This is a genomic window from Sulfuricurvum sp. (assembly GCF_036279695.1).
Classification (GTDB): domain Bacteria; phylum Campylobacterota; class Campylobacteria; order Campylobacterales; family Sulfurimonadaceae; genus Sulfuricurvum.
Genome location: NZ_DASUIQ010000097.1, coordinates 1 through 20,365 on the forward strand (window position 1 = coordinate 1; position 20,365 = coordinate 20,365).

The window sequence follows — 20,365 nt, forward strand, 5'->3', positions numbered from 1 at the left end:
AAAGTATCGCCAAAGGGGTAGAGCATCATCAAATCCTTGAATTGCTCTCGCAACACGGATGTGCTGAAGCACAAGGGAATCTTTTGGCTCACCCTATGTCAGCTTATCGTGCTACCTTTTATATCCATTCAAAGATTTAATTGCTATTTCCTATTCTCCGCAGTGCCAGCGAACACATCGCTAAACCGAACGCTCCCGTAACCCCGACAAAACTCCCTTTTTCTTTGATACGGGGGAGTTCGGAGGAGCAGATACAACTGAAATCGCCTTTGAATTTTCGCTTGCGAAGTTCATTACGGATTTTGGAGGCAAACGGATCGCCCTCGGTTTTCCAAATGGAGCGCACTTCGATCTTCGTCGGATCAAGCCGTTTCGCCGAACCCACGGAGGAGATGAGTTTGGGGTAGCATTTTTGGATTAAAGCGAGTTTGGCACGCATATCATCGATAGCGTCTAGGATCAGATCATACGGATCAAAATCGAACGCTTCGACCCATTCGGGGGTGATCTTTTCGGCGATAGCTATCACTTCAGGATAGTGGGTTTTGAGGGCTTCGACTTTCAGTTCTCCCTCATGAGATTCTGAGTGCATCTGGCGGTTTTGGTTGCTCACATCGTAGCGGTCAAAATCGATGATCGTGATGTGACGTACTCCTGAGCGGTAGAGACAATCCAAACAAAAGCTCCCCACTCCGCCGACACCGAGGAGAAGGATTTTAGCATTGCTGTATTTCTCAAAGCACTCTTCACCGAAAACCAGTTTTGTCCGAACGTTTCTCAAAGCCACTCCCGTAATTGCTCCATCGATTTATAGGCACTCATATCGAGTTTGATCGGAGTCAATGATACTTTCCCTGCCTCAATCGCTTCAAAATCACACAAAGCTTTGCGATTTTCTCTGGGTTTAAACTCCAGAGGATGAAGCCCTAGCCAGTAGTACTCCATCCCGCGAGGGTTACGGTGGAGGTGGGCATCATTGGCATAATAGCGATGCCCCGCATAAGTGACCGAAAACTCCAACTCCTCGACATCGTGAGGGATATTGACGTTCAAAAATTCCCGCTCTTTCAGAGGGAAACTTCCGCCCAAAACTTTCTCTGCCAGATGTCGGATCGCCTTTTTCGCCAAGGTGAAATCACCGACGGGCTGCGTAAAATCCATCACTTGCGAGATCGCGATAGCAGGGACATCGTGTAACACCGCCTCCATCGCCGCCGCTGCCGTCCCCGAATAGGTGATGTCTTCCCCCATGTTGGAACCTTTATTGATCCCGCTGATCAACAAATCGGGTTTAGAATCCTCAAACATCGAATGAAGCGCAAGATAGACGCAATCGCTCGGCGTTCCGTCATCAAGTTTATAAAAATCGTCTCCGACACAGATAAAACTCAAAGGGCGCGTCAATGTCAGCGAATGGCCACATGCCGATTTCTCCGTAGAGGGAGCGACGACGGTGATCTGTCCCAACCCCTCAAGCGCTTCGATCAGGGCTAACAGACCCTCTGACTCATAGCCGTCATCATTGGTAATCAAAATCTTTTTCATCTATTTCCTTTTGGTTTTTACCGGAACGCAAATAAAGCAGTTGGTATTCTCCCGCCGCTCATACGCCAAGACATAATCGTGCTCTTTCAAAATCGCATCGACGATATAAAGCCCCAACCCGAAACTGTCTTTGGTCGGACGCTCTTTGGTGAAAGGTTCGATGTAGTAGCTCAGAGAGTTTTTGAGCGGTTCACCCACATTGGCAAAAATAATCTCCCCCTCTTCCATCCAAATCTTCATCTTTTTCTCAGGCGAATATTTGATCGCATTATCGATCAGGTTTTTGACCGCCGTGACAAAGAGACGATAATCGACTTCGACTTTGATCGCCGCTTCAATATCGCGATCCACCGCATCGTATTCCACCATCGCCATATCGATTGCACCGTCGATAATATCGATGAGACGATACTCACTTTTCTCATGGTGCTGATTCCCCGAAGCGATCTCTTCGATCAGGGCAAACTCGCCGATCAGGGATTCAAGACGTTCAAATATCCCCTCAAAGCGCCCGCGCTGTTTCTCATCACCCAGCATCGTTGCAACAATCCGCCCTTTGGCAATCGGCGTTTTGAGTTCATGCATAATATTGCGCAAAAATAGGGTGCGTGATTCGATAAGCGAACGGATTTTATTTTGAGTCGAATCAAGCTCGTTGGCGATCAGTGCTATCTCATCGCTTCCGTCGATGCGGAATCGAACCCCCATATCCCCTTCTCCGAAGCGGGCGATCTGTTTACGCAATCGGCGCAGGGGGCGTAAGCGATAAATGATCAATGCAAATGAGATGATCAAAACACTCATCAATGTCACGTATGCCGACATCAGATTCACGGGGCGATACGGCTCCAGCACACGATCCATCAGGAGGACATTATGACGCGATGATTCGACCCAAAAGTAGATATGCCCTTGGTATTCAATCATAGAGGTAATGATCTGTTGCGGAGCGTGCATTTCCAAAGAGGCATCCGTGAGAGAATATTGTGCCATCATCTCATCCGTATTCCCATCACTCTTGAGCACTTTTCCCTGACGAATGATCGTTTCATAGACCGCTTCATCATAGATCTCTTCCAAATCATAAAAAGCGAGATTGGCTTCAAATATCGGCTGGGAGATTTGCTTGATGATATAGGTATGATAGATTTGACTGATGAGAGAGTGCTTGGTAAAAACATTATCGATATGTTTGGCACGATTGGTTTGATAGAGCTGATAGAACGTATAGCTCACACTGCTCACCGAAACGACGAGGGCAAATACGACGGTGGCTAAAACAGCATTATTTTTAACCATTATTTGAGGAGTTTATACCCGATACCGCGGATCGATTCGATCAGGGCTTTATCTCCGAGCTTATTGCGGATACGCCCCATCATCACGTCGATACTTTTATTCGATGAGTCCTCATTGATCGCCGAAACATTGTGGATCAAATCTTCGCGCGAAACGACCATCCCCTGCTTTTTAACCATGTGTGCCAAAATCCCGTACTCGGCATTGGTAAGTTCCAAAGGGCGATTTTTATAGCTGATCTGCATCGCGGATTCATTGAGTTTAAAATCACACGCACTCTCGGAGGCGGCAACCGAAGCGGCGTCATATCGGCGCAAAACGGAGTGGATACGAGAGACCAGTTCTCGCGGATCGTAGGGTTTTGGGAGGTAATCATCGGCTCCGAGTTCGAGGGCGTTGATCTTGTCAGTGACATCCGAACGTGCCGAGGAGATGATGATCGGGATGTTTTGACGCGCACGAATCGCTTCGCACACTTCCAGCCCATCCATCCCCGGTAATGTCAAATCGAGGATCACCGCATCAAACTGCTCTAATTTGAGGATACTGAGCGCTTTGAACGGATCGTCTTCCGTCGTCACTTTAAATTCATACTGTTCTAAAAATTCGGTGAGGATCTCGGCCAGTTCGAGATCATCTTCTATCATTAATATTTTACTCATGTAAGCATTGTAACAAAGAGTAGTTAATGATTTCCTAACTCAGCCACAACGTCACATGATATGCGACGAATGCGAGAGAATAGGCGACAATCGTCGTAAATACAAACAGGTATCCGAAATATTTGATCCCTCCCGCCTCACGGGTAAAGACAACAGATGCCGCCAAACACGGCAAATAGGTCATGATAACGATGACAAACGCCACCGCCGACGCAAACGGAATCTGAGAGCTGATTGTAGAGATCAGAGAGTGATCCTCTTCCGTCGCATCGCTTCCGAGTGAGTATAAAACCCCCATCGTCGAGACAACGACCTCTTTGGCGGCAAGTCCTGTTTGAAGAGCGACCGCCATTTTCCAATCAAATCCGAGCGGTGCAAACGCCGGCTCTATCGCATGACCGATATGTCCCAAAAAGCTCTGTTCCAACTGCGCCTCGGCGAGCTGATTTTCAAGCCCTTTTTTTGCATCTTCCGATACCGCTGATTCCATTTTCGCACCGTAAAGGGCATCGAGAGAAGCGTCTTTCGGGTACGTACTGAGAAACCACACGAGCAACGATGCGGCGGCGATAAACGTTCCCGCTTTTTTCAAATACATCATCGTTTTGGTCACCACGGTGTGCCAAATCAGCTTCACAGAGGGGAGACGATATTTGGGCATCTCCATGACAAACGGCTCATCGGCACCTTTGAAAGCGGTCATTTTGAGCACTTTTGCCGCAACAAGACCGATCATAGCACCGAGGATATAGATACCGAACAACACATTCCCCGCCATCTCGGGACCGAAAAATGCTCCTGTAAAGAGAACATACACAGGAAGCCTCGCACCGCAACTCATAAACCCGATGACAAAAAGGGTCAAAAGACGATCACGGTCATTTTTCAAAATCCTCGCCGACATATAGGCGGGAATCGAACACCCGAATCCCGATACGAGGGGGATAAACGACTGCCCGTGAAGTCCGAATTTATGGAAAAACCCATCCAGTAAAAACGCGACCCGCGACATATACCCCGTCGATTCGAGCAGAGCGATCCCCACAAACAAAATGACGATATTAGGGACGAAAAGAACCACCGCCCCAACGCCGCTAATCACCCCATCGACGATCAGAGAGCGAATCTCATCGTTAGAGATTGTCGAACCGATCCTCTCACCGAACCAGCCGAAAAACGCATCGATCCAATCCATCGGAATAGATCCGATCTCAAACGTGAGCTGAAACAGTCCCCACATAAAAAAAAGAAAAATCGGGATACCGAATATCGGATGGATCAAAACGCTATCGATCTTCTCCGTCGTTGTTTTTTTCAAAGGTGTTTTAGGTTTGACCTTGACCGCTTCGGCTATAATCCCGCGGTTATAGGAAAAATACTCTTCTGCCAGTGCCTCTTTCATATCATCCGTATCGTGATGCAATAACACGTGACGATCTGCCTCGATCAGCATCGGCTGCAACTCCGTCCAAATCGGATTGTCATGCAGTGTCCGATAGGTCTTTTTCTCTTTTTGGAGCAAATTAATCGCGATATTACGGTTGCTGATCGATGCTTTGAACTTATGTCGGTTCAGATAGTCCGCTATCATATTGATCTCTTCTTCCACCGCTTCGCTAAAGACCAGCTTTTGTTCCTGAAACGGTGTTTCATGCACAGTGATAACTGCCCTCATCAGCTCGTCAAGCCCCGTTTTAGCCGCCGCCGAAACACGAACACACGGAATCCCCAACAACGCGGAGAGATACGGAGCATTGATCTCGATCCCCTCTTTGTCCGCTTCATCTGACATATTTAGAGCAATTACGATCTTTTTGCTCATTGTCATGAGTTCAGCAGTGAGCTGAAGATTTTTCTTCATATTGGTCGAATCGAGAACATTGATAATCAGATCATAGTTCTCTTGCGTCAAATAATCGTGCGTTACCCTCTCTTCGATCGAATAGTCGGTAAACGCATACGTCCCCGGTAAATCGACGACACTGAACTCATGCCCCTCATGTTCGAACGTAACAATCGTTTTTTCAACCGTCACCCCCGTAAAATTTCCGACATGGAGCCGCGCATTTCCAATCGAGTTAATCAACATACTTTTGCCCACATTAGGCTGCCCGACGAGGGCTACGGTAATTTTTTTATCGGACATCGGATACCTCGATCAATTCGGCCTCTTCACGACGCAAAGCAATCGTAACACTTCCGATTTTAACCTCAAAAGTGCTTTTTGTTAACCCGCATTCGAGCATCGTGATCTGAGCACCTTTCATCAGCCCAAACGAAATAAGCCTCTGTTTGAGGGCGCCGCTAGCATTGATCTTGGCAACGGTAGCGATCCCCCCTTTGGTACATGCGCTAAGAAGCGTCATCGTTTTCATCATAATCCTTAGAAGTTGTAACTCAACCGGACAAGCAAGCGGTCATATCCGCCATCTGTGCCTGCATTTGCATTGTTGTTTACATCATTAATCATTGCATAGCTCATTTCAGCCATCAATGCTTCACTGATTTCATACGCGGCGATAAAATCGGTCTCTTTCACTTTCACATCTGCCGGTACACTTTTAAAAGTGCCGTAAAGGGCGCTGAGTTTCAACCCTTCGATTCCCGCATCGGCTAAATCCAGTTCAGCACTCAACTGATACGCTCTTGCATCTTCCATACTATCAATCGTCCACTCTTCCATAGAGGTAAAATAGGGACCTCCGCCGAAGCCGTTAACAATAATTTTCCCATCATCATTGGAGGCTTTATTATATGCCGCGCCTAGTGTCAATGCACCCACATTTAATGCCGCACCCACTCCGTATACAGTACCGTCTATCGTGCTGGTTTGTTTTTCAGAGAAATTAGCCGCTTGAGCACTGAGTTCTAATCCCATGCTTTCACTCAATGGTAGTGAATAGATAGCATCGGCATAGACAACATTAGCCATATTATCGATACCGTAATACCACCCTTGCACGGCAAGGTTTTCGATACTCTCGTTCACGACGCCGAGAACTGCCGCACCTTTACTATCAACACCGTCGAGTCTTTTAAACTCGGAAATATCATCCCCTGAATCGTATCCTGCGAACCGTTTTACGTAACCCGCGACAAGTGTTGTTTTATCGAACCCGCTATAGGTAGCGATTGCCGCTTCAAAGGTGTTAGGGTGCATACGAATATCATCGGTATCGGCTAATGGAGTATCGATGAGCTGACGACCTACACGGAGGCTAAAATCGTTTGCACTGTAATCGACATACGCTTCACCCACATAAGCGTATGATTTGGCGTTATTAGCAAATAGGTCATTATTCGCTTTTCCTTGATCGACATCACCTGTAACAAAGCCGATTTTTTGAGAGATATACGCGCTTACACCTACTTTGAGGTTATTCCATTCACCGCTCTCATATTTGAGTTGACCGCCGAGTGAGGTTCCATAGGTATCGGTGTCTACCGCATTGTCTTGGCTTACGTATGCACCGCGGAGTTGTCCGCTCACTTTTCCTGACTTAAACGCCTCTTCGATACTCGCACCGTTTAGTGCAGCCACTGCTATCAAACTCATCATCACTGTTCTTTTCATCTCTTTCCTTTTTTGTTTTATTTTAGTGCTGTAGAATGATAAACATTATCAACTTACACTATCCTTAATAATGATAACCTTTTTCAATTAGGCTATCTTTTCATCCTTTGGTTATAATTCCAATCAAATAATACCTTATTAGGACTTTTATGCAATTTCTTTGGCGCTCAACCAGTCACTTCAATCTCGCTAACTTGGTTACCATGGCAAATATTACCTGCGGATTGTTAGCCACCTATTTTATCACCCAAAACCATTTTATGGTTGCCGCTGTTCTGGCATGGATGGGGGGAGCGTTCGACATCATCGACGGTAAAATCGCCCGTAAATTCGGTCTTTCCAACGAATTTGGGATTCAACTCGACTCATTCGCCGATTTTCTCAGCTTCGTCCTCGTCCCGACATTCTTTATCTTCCAATCCGTCTATACCCATCTGGGCGGAGTATCCCTCGTCGTTGCCTCGATCGTCTCGATCTATTACGTCATCAGCGGTCTGCGCCGACTGATCCAGTTTAATATTAACGCCGACGCGGGAGAAGTTGCGAAACACTTCACGGGAGTTCCGACACCGCTTGGGGCAATTTTATTGTGGATCGTATGGCTTGTTTGGCTAGGGCTGAATATTTCATTTGGTTGGGTTGGGGTTCTCGCGATGATGATACTCATCGGAGCATTGCTGAATTCAAAAGTGAAGATTCCGCACCTATAACAGCGTTTCGTCCTCATCCGCTTCCATCAGTGATGACGGAAGCAACTTCTTCGGCTTCAATCCCAGTTTTCGCATCGACTCGACACGTCGAATCAAATTCCCTTTTCCGCTACTGAGCTTATTCATCGCCCCCTCATAACTTTTTTGGGTACGTCCGATCTGCTCGCCGATTTTTTCCATATCCTCGACAAACGCCACCAGTTTCTCATACAGCGCTTCGGCAGACTCTGCAATCGCTTTAGCATTGCGTTCTTGATACTCGCTTCGCCAAATATGCTCGATGGTACGAAGAGTTACAAGCAACGTCGAAGGGGAAACAACGACGATATTTTGTTCGTATGCTGTTTTGAAAAAGGTGTTATCCTGCTCCAGTGCGAGGAGAAATGCCCCCTCGATAGGCATAAAGAGCAATACAAAATCGAGAGTTCGTACCCCGCTGAGCTGTTCGTATCGTTTAGAACTGAGACCTTTGATATGAGCATGGATCGAGAGGAGGTGCTGTTTCAGAGCATGAGAGCGATCTTCGTCGGTTTCGGCTCGGATAAACGCATCGTACGCAACAAGTGAGACTTTAGAATCGATGATAATGTCTTTGTTCTGTGGGAGATGGACGATCACATCGGGGCGGAACTTTTTCCCCTCTTCATCGCTGTAGGTATTTTGAGTTTCATATTCATGCCCCTCACGTAACCCAGATTCTTCTAAAATCCGCTCAAGTACGATCTCTCCCCAGTTTCCTTGGGTCTTATTCTCTCCCTTGAGTGCTTGTGTGAGGTTGATCGCATCTTGGCTGAGCCGTTCGTTGAGGGTTTTGAGGCGAAGTATCTCATCTTTGATACTTTGACGCTCTTTCGCATCGTGAATAAACTGCTCTTTGCTCTGGGTGGCAAACTGTGCGATCTGTTCACGGAACGGTTTGAGGAGGAGATCAAGCCCTTTGGTATGTGCTTCATCAAACGTTTTCGCTTTTTGTTCGAAAATCTGCGCTGCGAGTTGTTCAAACTGCACTTTCATCTGTATTTTTGCTTCGTCCAAAAGACGAATTTTCTCTTCAAAAGAACGGGAGGACTCTTCGTGGCGGGTATGAAGTACCGCGTAATCGCGTTCCAGTGAATGATACTCATTCTGAGTATTATCGAGCTGAACTTGGAGTTTGGCTTTGAGGGTTTGCTCCTGAGCATAGAGTTCTTGGAGTTGTAGTGCGCGCGCTTCGAGGAGCGCGTAGTGTTGGCGGGATTGATTCCACATCCATCCGAGAGTTCCGGCGGCGATAAAGGCTATTAGGGTTGTTATTTCATACATCATAAAGGTGATTATAGCCCATCACCCCTAAGAGGTAAAAAGAATATGACAATTTGCCCTATTTTTTCTCACCGAGGGCAGTACCCAAATACCCCAGTGATCCTACCGCACCCGCTAGACTTTGTTGCCAATCGGCGGGCATAAAGACCACTTTAGAGTTATTTGAGTTGCTCAGATTTTTCACGCTGTCGATGTAACGCTGAGCGAGGAGATAATGAGGAGCACTCTCTCCTCCGGCAAGCCCTTGAGTAACGATCACCATCGCTTTACGATCCCCCTCTGCCAACTCCACTTTTGCCTGCGCTTCGAGTTTCGCCGCTTCAAGTTTCCCCTGTGCGTCTAAAATCGCCGCTTCTTTCATCCCTTCCGCTTTGGCAATTGCCGCTTTTTTCTCTCCATCCGCGATCATAATTGCCGCTTCCCGTTCACGATCCGCTGCCGCTTGCCGCTCCATCGCTTCTTGGAGGTTTTTGCTCGGTCGGATGTCTTGGACTTCCAGATTACCCAGCGTCAGCCCCCATCCGCTGAGCGAATCACGTATTTTTTCCGCCACTTGCGCTTTGATTTGATCACGCTGAGAAAGAGACTCATTGAGGGTCATCCCACCGATCACCGCTCGAAGGGTCGTTGTGGTCATATTTCCCACCGCACTCTCGAAATTGCTGATCGAATACGATGCTTTTCCCGGATCGGTGACACGGTAAAAAACCACCGCGCTGATGATGACGACGGCATTATCTTTGGTGATAACCTCTTGTTCTCGCGTTTGCTGAATCAGCTCTTTGGTGACGATTTTATACCCGACGATATCCACAATCGGAATCAGCAAATGCAACCCCGGTAACAATGTCGTATGGTATTTACCTAACCGCTCGACAACCCACTCTTCCCCTTGAGGAACGATACGAACCATTTGCGAGAGCGTATACACCACCGCGACCATTAATACTAACGGGAAAATTAGACTTGCATCCATACTATGACCTTTGATTAAATTTTTTCAACGATAAGCGAATTGCCGTTTAATTTGACAATCCGTATTTCAGCATTAACTTCGATGACTCCATCCACACTCACCGCAGGCCAATGACGTCCACCGAGCACCGGTTCATAGAGAGAAACTTCCCCCTCCTGATGAGCTGAAAGCTCTGTAGTTGCCACCCCTTTGATCCCAACAAACTCGTTATGGGTTCCTACGGAGTCTTGCGTATCATCCCCCATCCCCCGCTTTTTAAACACAACCGCCCCGATAATCATAAATACCGAAGCGATAATCAACTGCCAAAAAAGTGATTCGGGGAGAAAAAACGATACTGCCGCCGCCGCTAAAAAACCCACCCCCGCAAACAGAGCGAAAAAGGTAGGGATCATCATTTCTATCACAAAGGCGATAACCCCAAAGATAAGCCAAATATAATAGGACATCAAAATCCTTTCTTTGTATAATTTCCCATAGCATACCGCTTCAATACTTACGCTATAATAAACTAAAAAAAACGAAGATACTATGAAAATATCATCCAATTCTCTCTGCCCTTGCCACAGCGGCGAAAAATACAAAAAATGCTGCCTTCCTTATCATAAAGGGATTCTCCCCTCCAATGCCCTGCGTTTGATGCGTTCTCGATACAGCGCCTTTGCTTTAGGGTTGTCCGATTATATAATGGCAACAACCCATCCAAACAACCCTGACTATACCGACGACAAAGAGCACTGGAAACAAAGCATTTTGAATTTTTCTCACAACACCCGGTTTTTAGGGTTGAAGATTCTTGAATTTATAGATGGAGAAGACGAAGCGTTTGTAACGTTTGAAGCCCTATTGGATGGCGGTATTCTCAAAGAGAAAAGCCGCTTTTTAAAAGTAGAGTGGAAATGGCTATACGAGAGCGGTCATTTTACTTCAACGGATCGCCGTTAATGACGAGACGTAATCCGATGTCATTCGAGATAAAATCGGGACGCGAATAGCCCCGAAACGAACTGCGAAGACACATATATCCTGTTTTATAACTCCCTCCGCGACGCACTTTAAACGACTCACCCTCCGCTCCACCGATGCGTGGACTTCCATCACTCGGTGCGCCGTTATAGTTGGCAAAAAAGTCATCCTCACACCATTCCCAAACGTTTCCGAGCAAATCGTGTATCCCCAAACGGTTCGGAAGTCTATTTCCCACTGCCGCCGTTTTGGCATTCGCACTGTATTCATATACCGCGTGATCATCGAGCTGGGCTTCGGAGTCTCCGAAGGTAAATCGGGTATTTCCTCCCGCTTTTGCAACATATTCCCATTGCGCTTCAGTAGGGAGAGCATAAAAACGGGTTTTCCCCTCATAACGGTTAATCAGTTCCACATACGCTTTCGCATCAAACCAGCTCACCTGCTCCACCGGATGGCGGCGGGAGCTCTCCTCTTCGACTTTGTCGTTTTTAAAGAAAGAGGGGTTAACACGGGTGAGTTTAAAATACTGCTCTTGGGTAACCGGATATTTCGCAATCCAAAATCCGCTCAGTTTCACACTATGGGCAGGAGATTCGACATCTCCCCCTTCGTTGTACTGTGGATTGCGCCCCATCATAAACTCACCGCCGTCGATATAGAGGAACTCCATACCGATCGAATTGGTAAAATCTCGAGGGGTCTCTACCGCTTCACTCACGGAAGAGACGTCAGGTTTCTTTTTTAAAAAATCGAACAAGGTGAACCTTTTGAAATATGTTTATTTATTTTACTAAAATCGATATAGCAAAAATCGTTCACAATTTAGAAAATACCCCTTTCTTGACAACCCGCTTCGCTATAGTTTATAATGTCACACCAAAACAATGACCTGTCAATGACATCTCACCCAAAACTCGCCGATTAAATCCACACACTTTAAGGCATTCCACGCATGAGCGATACCGCAAAAACTCCTCGAAACAACTCGAAAAACCGAACCCATGTACCGGTTGACGGATTCACGATTGAAGCCCTACGGACTAAAAAACTCGAAGATCTCCTAGAGATTGCCGCTTCACTGAACATCGAAGACCCCAACGAACTCAAACGTCAAGATTTGATTTTTGAAATTCTCAAAACGCAGGTTCAACAAGGGGGATTCATCCTCTTTACCGGTATTTTGGAGATCATGCAAGACGGCTACGGCTTCTTGCGCGCCGTCGATCAGTCTTTCAGCGACTCGATGCATGATGCGTATGTCTCCAGTACCCAGATCCGCCGTTTCGCTCTCCGTAACGGGGATATTGTTACGGGACAAGTGCGTGCTCCAAAAGATCAAGAGCGCTACTATGCCCTTCTCAAAGTCGAAGCGATCAACTACCTCCCTCCCGAAGAGTCCAAAAAACGTCCTCTCTTTGAAAACCTTACCCCTCTTTATGCGTTGGAACAGATCAAACTTGAGTACAATCCGACCAAATTGACGGGACGTATGATGGATCTATTCGCTCCGATCGGTAAAGGACAGCGCGGATTGATCGTTGCACCTCCTCGATCGGGTAAAACCGAGCTCATGAAAGAGATCGCTCACGGTGTCACCAACAACCACCCTGAAATCGAACTCATGGTTCTCCTCGTCGACGAACGCCCCGAAGAGGTTACCGATATGGAACGATGTGTAAAAGGGGAAGTCTACAGTTCGACGTTTGACGAACCGGCAAAAAATCACGTCAAAGTTGCCGAAATGGTAATCGAACGGGCGAAACGCCGCGTTGAGCTGGGCAAAGACGTCGTGATCCTTCTCGATTCGATCACCCGTCTTGCACGTGCTTACAACACCGTCACACCGAGTTCAGGAAAAGTCCTCTCAGGTGGGGTGGATGCCAATGCACTCCATAAACCGAAACGGTTCTTCGGTGCGGCGCGTAACATCGAAAACGGCGGAAGTTTGACCATCATCGCTACCGCCCTCGTCGAAACGGGAAGCCGTATGGATGAAGTTATTTTCGAAGAGTTTAAAGGAACCGGTAACTCCGAGATTGTCCTCAGCCGTAAAATCTCTGATCGCCGTATCTTCCCTGCGATCGATATTCTCAAATCGGGAACCCGAAAAGAGGAACTCCTCCTCGGACCGGACGTCTTGCAAAAAGTATTTGTCCTTCGCTCGATGCTGCATAAACAAGAAGACGAAGTCGAAGCACTCCGCTTCCTCTACAACACCATGCTCAAAAGCAAATCGAACATCGAGTTTCTTGACAGCATGAACGAGTCAAGCAAATAAGATGAGAGTCGGCGTCTTTGATAGCGGTGTCGGAGGCTTAAGCGTCGTCAAATCGCTGTTGGAGCACAAGCTCTTCGAAGAGATCATCTACTTCGGTGATACCGCCCGTGTCCCTTACGGGGTCAAAGATCAAAACACGATCATCCGCTACTCCCTCGAAGCCCTCGAATTTTTCAAAAACTTTGAAATCGATCTGTTGATCACCGCGTGTAATACCGTCAGTGCCTATGCTCTCGATGAGATGAGAGAACAAAGCGACTGCGACGTAATCGGTGTGGTCGATCCGGGGGTTTTAGCGCTCAAAAACGCTATCCCCGATACCGATGCCAATATTCTCATTTTGGGAACCAAAGCAACCGTCAAATCGGGTGCCTATGAAAAAGGGCTTCACGAACTAGGATACCAAAATCTCAGCGCCATCGCGACCTCTCTGCTCGTCCCTATCGTCGAAGAGGGGTTGTATGAGGGGGAAGTGCTCCAAAGTGCCCTCCATCACTATTTTGCCTCCTTGGAGAAAACTCCCGATGCGATCATCCTCGGATGCACCCATTTCCCGTTAGTCGCTCGTGCAATCGATACCTATTTCGAGGGGAAAAGTTCCCTTATCCACTCCGGTGAAGCGATTGTCGAGTATCTGGAAAATCACTACGATTTCACCAAACGATATGAGGAGACCAGCCTCAAATTTTTCGCCTCCGAAAATCCCGAAGGGCTTCGCCGTGTTGCCAAAGAGTGGCTGTCACTGTAATCTAAAATTTATCGTAACCACGGTAAACTCTCTTACACAAAATCAAAGAGGTCTCAATTGGGCACATCCGAAGTCTTAGCGTTAAAATACCGTCCTCGACGTTTCGAAGAACTTATCGGACAAGAGAGTATTTCCCAAACCCTCTCCCTCGCACTCGATTCCAAGCGCCTCTCTCACGCCTATCTTTTTTCAGGACTTCGCGGATCGGGTAAAACCTCAACCGCACGTATTTTCGCTAAATCGCTCATCTGTGAAAACGGCCCTACTTCGGCACCGTGTGACGTGTGCAGTCACTGTGTCATGGCAAACGAGGGGCGTCATATCGATATTATCGAAATGGACGCCGCATCGAGCCGTAAAATCGACGACATCCGTGACCTGATCGAGCACACCAAATACCGCCCCGCCAGTGCCAACGTCAAAATCTTCATCATCGACGAAGTACACATGCTCACCAAAGAGGCGCATAATGCCCTCCTCAAAACCCTCGAAGAGCCGCCCGAATACGTCAAGTTTATCCTCGCGACAACCGATCCGCTGAAACTTCCGCCGACCATTTTGAGCCGAACGCAGCATTTTCGCTTCAAACGGATCAGCCATCCGAACATCGTCCATCACCTGAGCCATATCCTCCATCTGGAGAATATCGAGTACCAGAGCGAGGCGCTTGATATTTTGGCTCGAAGCGGTTCAGGCTCCCTGCGCGATACCCTCACCCTCCTCGATCAAGCCATCATCTACTCCAAAGGGTTTGTGGACGTTAAAACCGTTGCCGATATGTTGGGGCTTCTCGATCCCGATTATATCAGCCGTCTTTTTGACGCCATTTTTGCCAAAGACCGAGGTGCTCTCATCTCTATGCTCCAAGAACTCGAAGCGTATGAATCGGAGATGGTGATCGATGAGTTGATCGCCTATCTCAAAGAGCGCTTGTATGAAGGAGATCACCGTTTCAGCCCTCTGGTGATCGAACGCTTTTTTAGAATCCTCAGCGATGCGAAAACCCTTTTCGCGATCAATGCCGACGGCGGATTTGTGGTGAGCCTCGTCCTATTTAAAATGATCGAAGCGCTCAAGATCAAAGAGATCGACGACATGATCGAGTCACTCGAATCGCGCGTTTCCCATGCACCACTCCAAACGCCGACCCCCGCAGCACCCGTTATAGAAACTCCGAGCATCCATGTAACTGCGACCCCTGAGCCGATAAAATCACCGTTCGAGCTACTGTGCGAGCGGATCAGCGATCGAAGTGCGGAGCTAGGGGTCTGTTTTAGAAATAACGTCACCTTTATATCGTATGAGAACGATACACTGACGTGGGAGAGCTGTGCCGAGGGGGATGATAAAGAGCTCCTCAAAAACAGTTTCGGTATCATCCGCCAGTTTGTCCGAGAGAGTTACGGCATCGATACGCAGATCAAATCGAACGGATGCACCAAAACACCTGAAGAGGTAGCCCCGATTATCGAAAAGGAAGAGCCGTTTGTCATTACCCTCGTGGATGAAGAGGTATCTGAACCTGTCTCCATGGTCGAAGAGGTAGAGATCGGCGTCGGAAGCTGTGTCAACCAATGCGATGAGAGCAGTGTCAAAGAGTTTGACGGAAGCGATGTCCTCAAAGAACCGATGATCGAGAAAGCCGCAACCCTGTTTGAAGCGACCAAAATCACGGTACAGTCAAAAGTATAAGAACGCCGAAGGAATAAAATCCCTCCGTCTACGCTCGCCGCTAAGGCACTAAAGCTTGCCTTTTCAAGGCAGATTCTTTAAAATGAATTTTTCCTTGCTATTAAGTTTTTTTTCAGCTACAATACCCGTACAGAAAGATGATTTAGAGTTTCATCTTTGGTTTGCTTTTTATTGAAGACCTTTTAGTTAACAGTACGATCTACCATAAGAATACTCCACTTTATATTTTCGACCACCTCGGCAACGACGTGTATAACAACAAAAAGGGTTTACTATGGCAGACGTACTAAACGGAACCGTTAAATGGTTCAACAGCGAAAAAGGTTTTGGATTTATCCAACAAGATAACGGCGGTAAAGATGTATTCGTACATTTCCGTCAAATCAACAGCACTGGTTACGGCCGTGTTTCTCTTGACGAAGGTCAAAAAGTGACTTACACTGTAGGTCAAGGCGAAAAAGGCCCACAAGCAGAAAACGTTACAGCTCTGTAACTTCCTCTTGGGCAGATTTTTTCTGCCCATCCTCCTCCCTAAATCATTTTACTAAGACACTAATAGGTGTTTTTCCGAACCGATTTATAAGGAACACACCATGGAAAGCAAAGAAGCCGTTTTAAGCGCATTAAAAGAGGGTAAAAAGCTTACCAGTAACGTCACAGGGTTGCAATACACTCTCATCGGCGGACAGCTCCACGCCCGTAACGGCGAAAAAACCGACTGGCACGAAAGTGAACTCAGTTTCGACAATCCCCCTTCATGGCTAAACCTTCGCGCTTAAGCGCAAGGTAGCCATGCCATCCTCCTTACGCTTCCGTTATCAAACACTGGAATTTATCAACGCTGACATTCACGTTCGAACCCTCAGAGATACTCAACAATATTTTGATACCGATGATATGGCACGCAATCTCGGAATATCCTCCGCTTCATGGCCGCTATTTGGGGTTATCTGGGATTCGAGCAAAATCCTTGCCCATCTGATGAGCGATTTTGATATTGAAGGAAAACGGATTTTAGAGGTGGGATGCGGTATCGGATTAGCCAGTCTCGTACTCAACCACCGAGCCGCCAACATCACCGCCACCGATTACCATCCCGAAGCGGAACGGTTCATGAGTGAAAATACCCGAATCAACAATGACAACCTCATCCCCTTTACCCGCACCGGATGGGGAGATTTTGACGATACACTGGGGGAATTCGATCTGATCATCGGAAGTGATCTTCTGTATGAAAGAGATCATATAAACCTTTTGGCAGGATTTATCGATCGTCATACGAAACACTCATGCGAAGTAATCATCGTCGATCCGGGGCGAGGAAACCACTCTAATTTCAGCAAAAAAATGGTGGATCTCGATTTTTCCCACACCCAGAGCAAACCTCTCGATACCACCTATCTTATCCATCCCTTTAAAGGGCAACTTCTCCGCTACATACGTTAGAAATTTTTAACAACCCTGTGCTACCCTTTCGTCATTAACCATGACGAGGCACCTATGTTTTTACACAAACACATCGACACCATTGAAGCAACTCCCCAAAAAGCCGGTCGCGGAGTAAGCATGAAAATGCTCCTCTCACCCGATGAATCCCCCACGTTTGCCATGCGTAACTTCACCATCGATGCGGGAGGCTATATGCCGCTGCACACCAACACGGTCGAACATGAGCAGTATGTCCTGAGCGGACGTGCGAAAGTGATCATCGGGGATAAAACGATTGAAGCGGGAGCGGGAGATGTGTTGCTTATTCCTGCTGGAGTCCCCCATAGTTATGAGACTCTCGGAGAGGAAACATACAGTTTTTTGTGTCTCGTCCCCAAGGGAGTCGACGTTATCGAAGTATTAGCGTGCTAAATGCGATGCGGGATTAGTTATTATTCCCGCGAACAACACGTTTGACATCATTGATCCCATCGCCCACACCGTCACTGAACTCTTTGACGGTACAACCGCTCAACATCAAAATTGCTATTACACTCACCATCATCAAACGGATCATATTTTCTCCTAAATATTTAAATAGATACAGAATTATAACCCGTTTACCGTTCACATTATGTTTATCATTGGATATGATTGCACTATGAAAAAACAGATCCTTTTTGACAATGACGGTGTCCTCGTCGATACAGAACACTGGTACTATACCGCCAGCGCCGAAATATTAAGTTCCAAAGGGTTTCATCTGAGCGAGGATCGCTACCGCGACATTATGATCGCGGGAGAGAGCGCTTTTTTGATCGCCGAAGAAGCGGGTGTCCCGATCAGCGAGACCGACAAATGGCGCACACTCCGAAACGAACGCTATCAGCACTATCTCCGCACCGAAGAGATCGCTATCTCTGGAGTCAAAGAGGTACTAGAGCAACTCTCAGAGCGTTATCGGATGGGGATCGTCACCTCAGCGCTTCGATGCGATTTTGAGCTGATCCACGCCTCACGGGGGATCGTTGATTATATGGATTTCGTCCTCTGCAGCGGGGAATACCCCCGTGCCAAGCCCTACCCCGATCCGTACCTCTTGGGATTAGAGCGTCTAGGGGGAGAAAAACACGAAACGATCATCGTCGAGGATTCAGAGCGCGGTCTGCGCTCGGCGGTGAGTGCGGGGATAGAGTGTGTCATCGTCCACAACCGCTTTACCGAAAAACACGATTTCAGCGCGGCAACCCATCGGATCAAAACGCTCGAAGAATTACTAACACTACTCAAATAAAGGAATACACAATGGATGGCAAAGAACGAAAAAATATCATGTCGGGCAAACGGGTGAGCATCGTCCTCAAAGAGGATCAATCGACGGGGAGACTGACAGAGGGGGTTGTTCGTGACATCCTCACCAAATCACCCAACCATCCGCATGGGATCAAAGTACGGCTTATGAGCGGGGAAGTGGGACGAGTTAAAGAGGTGTTTTGATTTTTGTGATGAGCTTATAGATTCCGATCCCGATCACAATCCCTATACAATCTGCGACAATATCCATGAGAGAACAAAATCTATTGGGGATAAAGTATTGTGTTATCTCGATTTGGAAACCGACCAGTACCAGAAGAATGACTTTTAGGCGTGTGGATAGATGTGTATATGCCAAACTTAACAATACATAGAGGGTAAAAAAAGCGATGAAATGGTTTTGTTTATCCCAAAAGCTCGCTACCATTTCGATATTTTGTGGCGTAATGGCGAGGTATTCGATACCTAAAAATGCTGTGTAAAACGCTGTTTTAAAAAGATTTGTTTTCACTAAGTTCCTATGTCATTCACTTCGAAGTATAGATGTTTATTGCAATAGAGCCAAAAAGCGAGGATCACTATAGAGGGATTTTAAAAATGCCTCGATCCCCCGTGTAAAGTTTTGTCCTGTCGCATTGCACACATTCGCCGCGACAAAGTATGTACCGTATTCATGTTTGTAAGAAAATGTTTCGCTTTTATTATTGTTCGAGAGGGTCATTTCATATTCCCATGTGGCTGTGCCGACCGTATTGAAATTGATTTTGATACTATCTATAGAGATAACTACTCCGTCTTTGTCAGATAGAATCCCCCCTTGCTCCAACTCTTGTGAAAATGCTTTTTCGATTACACTCTCAAATGTTTCGGATTGCTGTGTGACGATTGGAAACCATCCTCGACATAGCAGACTGTTGGAGCTTGTATTTTCGTCCACTTTGTTCCGCAAAACGATGTGGATATTTTTTTCTTTTAGGGTTGATAGTACCGATACGTTTTTAGCGGCTACTTGATAGGTGTCGATTGGCATCCTGCTGGAGGGTTGAAGTAAAAGCACCTGACCCCATACACTGCTTGAAAAAATAATCGCCACTAAAAAAACAAAACCTCTCATGAGTCCTCTTTCCGATAATTTATCTGATATTATCTTATCTCGTTGTATTTTGTCAAATTGGGCGTAGGAAGTAGGATAGGTCAAAGAGGTGTTTTAATTTATTATTTCTGTGCTGGATATAAAATATAAGAAAAATCATCATATTTATAAATTAGCTCATTTTTAAACTTCCATACATATAGTTCATTCTTCCCTTTTAAAGGAGAACCAAACTTATTCTCTAATATATCTTGTAAAAATTTCCTATTTTCTAGATTAATATCTTTTTGAAACATAATGTGCGTAATTTCTTTTTTTGGCGACTCTTAATTATAATAATAAGTTATATCATTAAAAATTGAGTTCACATTCTTAATTGTCCAATACCCGTCTTTTTTTTCCAAACTTTCTACTCCATAAATCGTAATCAAGTTTTCTATCGAATCACCAATTCTTATTTTTCCAAGACCGACTGGGTACGGATCATCACGTGTAAATAGATTTGCATTTTGAGTTATTGCCAGTTGACTTTCAGATTGTTTCAGTTTTTTATTAAGTTCGCTAATTTTTACTTTATCTTCTTTGATTTGTTTCTCATAACTAGGTATTTTATCTACATCATTTTGCATTTTAGCTGTCATAATAGGCAATACAAATTGATAACTAAATCCAAACGTTCCAGCTACGGCAAGAACAACCACAACCAAAGGATGCTTTGATATATCAAACTTGTTTTCATTCTCACTCATTCAGCACCACTTATAAATTTTAATTT

General features: G+C 46.3%; 27 protein-coding genes. 11 read left to right on the forward strand and 16 right to left on the reverse strand.

The window, feature by feature from the left end; translation table 11 throughout:
* Window positions 1-136: 136 nt before the first annotated feature.
* From VFW36_RS09470 to VFW36_RS09500, 7 genes are read right to left on the reverse strand one after another with little or no spacing between them, the layout of a single operon-like run.
* Window positions 137-781 carry a tRNA threonylcarbamoyladenosine dehydratase gene (locus tag VFW36_RS09470; RefSeq protein ID WP_329658602.1) on the reverse strand — a complete coding sequence of 215 codons (645 nt, stop codon included), beginning with the start codon at window positions 779-781 and terminating at the stop codon, window positions 137-139.
* Complete coding sequence (surE, locus tag VFW36_RS09475) at window positions 778-1,545, reverse strand: 5'/3'-nucleotidase SurE (protein WP_329658568.1); 768 nt, start codon at window positions 1,543-1,545, stop codon at window positions 778-780. The genes VFW36_RS09470 and surE overlap by 4 nt, the downstream gene beginning before the upstream one ends.
* Window positions 1,546-2,844: an ArsS family sensor histidine kinase gene (locus tag VFW36_RS09480; protein ID WP_329658569.1), complete on the reverse strand. Its 1,299-nt coding sequence runs from the start codon at window positions 2,842-2,844 to the stop codon at window positions 1,546-1,548. It abuts the gene before it with no gap.
* On the reverse strand, window positions 2,844-3,506 hold the full coding sequence (locus VFW36_RS09485) for a response regulator transcription factor (protein WP_329658570.1): 663 nt from the start codon (window positions 3,504-3,506) through the stop codon (window positions 2,844-2,846). The genes VFW36_RS09480 and VFW36_RS09485 overlap by 1 nt, the downstream gene beginning before the upstream one ends.
* 34 nt (window positions 3,507-3,540) lie before the next feature.
* Entirely contained in the window at window positions 3,541-5,652 is a 2,112-nt protein-coding gene (feoB, locus tag VFW36_RS09490) for a ferrous iron transport protein B (RefSeq protein WP_329658571.1), read from the reverse strand.
* Window positions 5,642-5,881, reverse strand: coding sequence for a FeoA family protein (locus tag VFW36_RS09495; protein ID WP_329658572.1), 240 nt, complete (start codon window positions 5,879-5,881; stop codon window positions 5,642-5,644). Before VFW36_RS09495 ends, feoB begins: the two co-directional genes overlap by 11 nt.
* 8 nt (window positions 5,882-5,889) lie before the next feature.
* On the reverse strand, window positions 5,890-7,080 hold the full coding sequence (locus VFW36_RS09500) for an OprD family outer membrane porin (RefSeq protein ID WP_329658573.1): 1,191 nt from the start codon (window positions 7,078-7,080) through the stop codon (window positions 5,890-5,892).
* 149 nt (window positions 7,081-7,229) lie between these two features.
* On the opposite strand from VFW36_RS09500, the gene VFW36_RS09505 reads away from it, so the two are divergent.
* Complete coding sequence (locus VFW36_RS09505; protein WP_329658574.1) at window positions 7,230-7,790, forward strand: CDP-alcohol phosphatidyltransferase family protein; 561 nt, start codon at window positions 7,230-7,232, stop codon at window positions 7,788-7,790.
* Here the strand turns inward: VFW36_RS09505 and VFW36_RS09510 are convergent.
* The 3 genes from VFW36_RS09510 to VFW36_RS09520 are packed head-to-tail and all read right to left on the reverse strand — an operon-like array spanning window position 7,785 to window position 10,517.
* Window positions 7,785-9,095, reverse strand: coding sequence for a DNA recombination protein RmuC (locus VFW36_RS09510; protein ID WP_329658575.1), 1,311 nt, complete (start codon window positions 9,093-9,095; stop codon window positions 7,785-7,787). The two genes, VFW36_RS09505 and VFW36_RS09510, sit on opposite strands and share 6 nt — an antisense overlap.
* Before the next feature lie 55 nt (window positions 9,096-9,150).
* Complete coding sequence (locus tag VFW36_RS09515; RefSeq protein ID WP_329658576.1) at window positions 9,151-10,068, reverse strand: SPFH domain-containing protein; 918 nt, start codon at window positions 10,066-10,068, stop codon at window positions 9,151-9,153.
* Between the two features lie 14 nt (window positions 10,069-10,082).
* Window positions 10,083-10,517, reverse strand: a complete 435-nt coding sequence (locus VFW36_RS09520; RefSeq protein ID WP_329658577.1) for an NfeD family protein — start codon at window positions 10,515-10,517, stop codon at window positions 10,083-10,085.
* An 82-nt stretch (window positions 10,518-10,599) separates the two neighbouring features.
* Between VFW36_RS09520 and VFW36_RS09525 the strand changes: the two genes are divergently transcribed.
* The gene (locus VFW36_RS09525; protein WP_329658578.1) at window positions 10,600-11,013 is read left to right on the forward strand and encodes a YchJ family protein; all 414 of its coding nucleotides are present in this window, start codon (window positions 10,600-10,602) and stop codon (window positions 11,011-11,013) included.
* Here VFW36_RS09525 and VFW36_RS09530 read toward each other — a convergent pair.
* The gene (locus VFW36_RS09530) at window positions 10,991-11,794 is read right to left on the reverse strand and encodes a formylglycine-generating enzyme family protein (RefSeq protein WP_329658579.1); all 804 of its coding nucleotides are present in this window, start codon (window positions 11,792-11,794) and stop codon (window positions 10,991-10,993) included. The genes VFW36_RS09525 and VFW36_RS09530 overlap by 23 nt on opposite strands.
* A gap of 195 nt (window positions 11,795-11,989) precedes the next feature.
* Between VFW36_RS09530 and rho the strand changes: the two genes are divergently transcribed.
* The 7 genes from rho (at window position 11,990) to VFW36_RS09565 (ending at window position 17,615) form a co-directional block, all read left to right on the forward strand.
* Entirely contained in the window at window positions 11,990-13,315 is a 1,326-nt protein-coding gene (rho, locus tag VFW36_RS09535) for a transcription termination factor Rho (RefSeq protein WP_329658580.1), read from the forward strand.
* Window position 13,316: 1 nt separating this feature from the next.
* On the forward strand, window positions 13,317-14,063 hold the full coding sequence (murI, locus tag VFW36_RS09540; RefSeq protein WP_329658581.1) for a glutamate racemase: 747 nt from the start codon (window positions 13,317-13,319) through the stop codon (window positions 14,061-14,063).
* Between the two features lie 57 nt (window positions 14,064-14,120).
* Complete coding sequence (locus VFW36_RS09545) at window positions 14,121-15,755, forward strand: DNA polymerase III subunit gamma/tau (RefSeq protein WP_329658582.1); 1,635 nt, start codon at window positions 14,121-14,123, stop codon at window positions 15,753-15,755.
* Window positions 15,756-16,029: 274 nt separating this feature from the next.
* On the forward strand, window positions 16,030-16,248 hold the full coding sequence (locus tag VFW36_RS09550; protein WP_013459406.1) for a cold-shock protein: 219 nt from the start codon (window positions 16,030-16,032) through the stop codon (window positions 16,246-16,248).
* Between the two features lie 100 nt (window positions 16,249-16,348).
* Window positions 16,349-16,534 (forward strand): hypothetical protein, encoded by a 186-nt coding sequence (locus VFW36_RS09555; RefSeq protein WP_329658583.1) that lies wholly within the window; start codon window positions 16,349-16,351, stop codon window positions 16,532-16,534.
* A 13-nt stretch (window positions 16,535-16,547) separates the two neighbouring features.
* Window positions 16,548-17,201 (forward strand): class I SAM-dependent methyltransferase, encoded by a 654-nt coding sequence (locus VFW36_RS09560; RefSeq protein ID WP_329658584.1) that lies wholly within the window; start codon window positions 16,548-16,550, stop codon window positions 17,199-17,201.
* A gap of 54 nt (window positions 17,202-17,255) precedes the next feature.
* A complete protein-coding gene (locus tag VFW36_RS09565) occupies window positions 17,256-17,615 on the forward strand; it encodes a cupin domain-containing protein (RefSeq protein ID WP_329658585.1) in 360 nt (119 codons plus the stop codon).
* Window positions 17,616-17,628: 13 nt separating this feature from the next.
* Here the strand turns inward: VFW36_RS09565 and VFW36_RS09570 are convergent, their stop codons facing one another.
* Window positions 17,629-17,760, reverse strand: a complete 132-nt coding sequence (locus tag VFW36_RS09570) for a hypothetical protein (protein ID WP_329658586.1) — start codon at window positions 17,758-17,760, stop codon at window positions 17,629-17,631.
* Between the two features lie 84 nt (window positions 17,761-17,844).
* On the opposite strand from VFW36_RS09570, the gene VFW36_RS09575 reads away from it, so the two are divergent.
* Window positions 17,845-18,477, forward strand: coding sequence for an HAD-IA family hydrolase (locus tag VFW36_RS09575; protein ID WP_329658587.1), 633 nt, complete (start codon window positions 17,845-17,847; stop codon window positions 18,475-18,477).
* An 11-nt stretch (window positions 18,478-18,488) separates the two neighbouring features.
* A complete protein-coding gene (locus VFW36_RS09580) occupies window positions 18,489-18,680 on the forward strand; it encodes a YwbE family protein (RefSeq protein ID WP_294870613.1) in 192 nt (63 codons plus the stop codon).
* On the opposite strand, the gene VFW36_RS09585 is transcribed toward VFW36_RS09580, so the two are convergent.
* From VFW36_RS09585 to VFW36_RS09600, 4 genes are all read right to left on the reverse strand, one after another.
* A complete protein-coding gene (locus VFW36_RS09585; protein WP_329658588.1) occupies window positions 18,664-19,008 on the reverse strand; it encodes a VanZ family protein in 345 nt (114 codons plus the stop codon). The genes VFW36_RS09580 and VFW36_RS09585 overlap by 17 nt on opposite strands.
* A gap of 36 nt (window positions 19,009-19,044) precedes the next feature.
* Window positions 19,045-19,611, reverse strand: a complete 567-nt coding sequence (locus tag VFW36_RS09590; RefSeq protein ID WP_329658589.1) for a hypothetical protein — start codon at window positions 19,609-19,611, stop codon at window positions 19,045-19,047.
* A 101-nt stretch (window positions 19,612-19,712) separates the two neighbouring features.
* Complete coding sequence (locus VFW36_RS09595; protein ID WP_329658590.1) at window positions 19,713-19,886, reverse strand: hypothetical protein; 174 nt, start codon at window positions 19,884-19,886, stop codon at window positions 19,713-19,715.
* A gap of 30 nt (window positions 19,887-19,916) precedes the next feature.
* Entirely contained in the window at window positions 19,917-20,339 is a 423-nt protein-coding gene (locus VFW36_RS09600) for a hypothetical protein (protein WP_329658591.1), read from the reverse strand.
* Window positions 20,340-20,365 lie beyond the last annotated feature (26 nt).